The following is a 2,293-nucleotide window of genomic DNA, read 5'->3' as shown; positions in this document are numbered from 1 at the left end:
CCAAACGATGCTGCTGGTAGTCCCCGGCCGGCCTGGAGGCAGGAATTCCCACGCCGCCCAGCCAGCTGTTGTACACAGTCTGTGGTGCTTCCGGCCGGGAGTCCAGCAATTCGACGATGTCCGGGCATACGCCCAAGTCCCGCCGGTGCCTAAAGCCCCTGTTGGGAGCCTCCGCCGCCGTGCCAGCGTGGGAGAGGGTGCGGGCGTGGAAGGGCGGACGAGCGCGCCTGCCTGAGTGAGCGGGGAACGGCGGAGGCCATGAGTGCCTGCCCGTGAAGGGGTGATGGGTGATGCGCGGCTCTCCTCTTGGGATGACACGGACGGCCGGGATCGCGTGGGACATCTGGCGGGCCGGTCGGGCAAGCCAGGATGAGGTCGCCCGCCGGCAGCGCGACCGGCTCGCCGCGCTGGTTGAGTGCGCACGGTCCTCCTCGCCCTTCTTCCGCGGGCTGTACCGGGACGTCCCGGACGTGGTCCCGGACGTGGTCCCGGACTCAGCCACGGACCGGGCCAAGGATCTGGGCAGGTATTTAGGGGAGCTGCCTCCGGTGGGCAAGCGCGAGCTCATGGAGAACTTCGATGACTGGGTGACCGATCCCCACATCACGCTCGCCGGGCTGAAGCACGACCTGCTCGATGATCCGTCGCGGATCGGCGGCCTCTACCGCGGACAGTACCTCGTGGTGACGACGTCGGGGTCCACCGGTGAACCCGCGGTCCTGGTCTATGACCGGACCTCGCAGCTGGTGGCCAGTCTCCTGGGCCCGATCCGCGAACGGCGGACCCTGATGGCGGCCAAGGAGGCGCGGGCTTTCCTGCACCGGGGACTGCGGGCCGCGGCGCTGATCGCGGACGGGGACCACTTTGCCGGCGTCGTGCTGACCGAATCCGCGCGGCGGCGCAGCCCCCGCATCGCCCGCCGGGTGCGCGTATTCTCCGTGCTCCGGCCGCTCCCGGACCTCGTGGCGGACCTCAACGACTTCCAGCCGACAGTGCCTTACGGGTATCCGAGCGCAATGGTGCAACTGGCCGCCGAACAGAAGGCGGGACGGCTTCGGATTCATCCGCTCCTGGCGGTCGCGTCCGGAGAGAGCCTGGCAGCCCACGCAGCGGCCGAGATCGAGGCGGCCCTCGGCTGCCGGGTCACTGAGCGATACCTTGCCTCGGAGGCGCTCGCCCTGACCAGCCGCTGCCGGCAAGGGCTGCTGCACGTCAACGCGGACTGGAACATTGTGGAACCGGTGGACGACGCCTTCCGGCCCGTCCCGCCCGGCGAACTCTCCCACACGGTGCTGGTCACCAACCTGGCCAACCGGGTCCAGCCACTCATCCGGTACAACCTTGGCGACCGGGTGCAGCTGGCTGCCGGCCCGTGCGCCTGCGGCAGCCCGTTTCCCACACTGCGGGTCGAGGGCCGCAGCGGCGGCGTGCTGAGCTTCGCTGCCGCCGACAAGGCAACGTTGGACGGCACAAGGTTGGACGGTCCAGGGTTGGACGGTGCAGTGCCGGACGGGGCAGTGGTGGACGGTGCAGGGTCGGACGGGAAAGTGGTCACCGTGCTGCCGTTGGCGCTGGGCACGGTGATCGAGGAGACCGCCGGCGTCCGCCGGTTCCAGGCGATCCGCACCGGGCCGCGCTCGCTCACCGTACGGCTCGAGCTCTGGCCGGATGCCGCGACGACGGCCGTGCGGACGGCGGTGGGGGAGCGCCTGGGTGCGTTCTTCGCGGCCCAGGGCGCCGCCGGCGTCGACGTCCGCTTTAGCGATGAGCCGCCCCGGCCGGACCGGAGCGGCAAGTTCCGCGAGGTGTGGTCCGCCTGAGCCGGCTGCTGCCGCCGCTGCTGCTGCCGCGGCTGTTAGGGCTGTTAGTGCTGTTCCAGGATCCGCCGGGCGTCCTGCTGGGCCTGGAGCTGCTCCGGGGTCACGGACTGTCCGGTCAGGAACCCGGCGGCTGCCATGATCCGGCGCAGCTCCGCGACGCTGCGCGGGGTCCGTACCCCGTGGTGCGCCATGGCATGGCAGTTGGCGCAGAGCGGGACGAGGTCTGTGATGGGGTCCAGTTCATACCCGCTGCCCAGCTGTGACACCGGGACCAGGTGGTGGACCGGGATGAAGTCTTTGCCGATCTCGCCGTAGGCGATTTCAAACGAGAATCCGCACGCGGCGCAGCTGGTCCCGTGGTGGGCGACGCAGACCCGTCGGGCGTCCGGACTGTGTTCGTACTTGTTTACTTCGACCCGGGTGACCGCCGCCGCCGGGACGGTGCCGGGCACGGGCTGCGTGGGGTCAGCCGG

At 70.4% G+C, this 2,293-nt stretch carries 2 protein-coding genes; one reads left to right on the top strand and one right to left on the bottom strand.

Annotation, left to right across the window (positions count from 1 at the left end; translation table 11 throughout):
- The first annotated feature begins 311 nt into the window (after positions 1-311).
- Positions 312-1,820, top strand: a complete 1,509-nt coding sequence (locus LQV45_RS26510) for a phenylacetate--CoA ligase family protein (RefSeq protein ID WP_230009695.1) — start codon at positions 312-314, stop codon at positions 1,818-1,820.
- Positions 1,821-1,864: 44 nt separating this feature from the next.
- Here LQV45_RS26510 and LQV45_RS26505 read toward each other — a convergent pair.
- The coding region (locus tag LQV45_RS26505) for an HNH endonuclease (RefSeq protein ID WP_230009693.1) at positions 1,865-2,293 on the bottom strand (429 nt) is incomplete at its 5' end.

The organism is Microbacterium sp. Bi128 (genome assembly GCF_918698205.1).
This window is presented reverse-complemented; position numbering and strand designations above follow the sequence as displayed.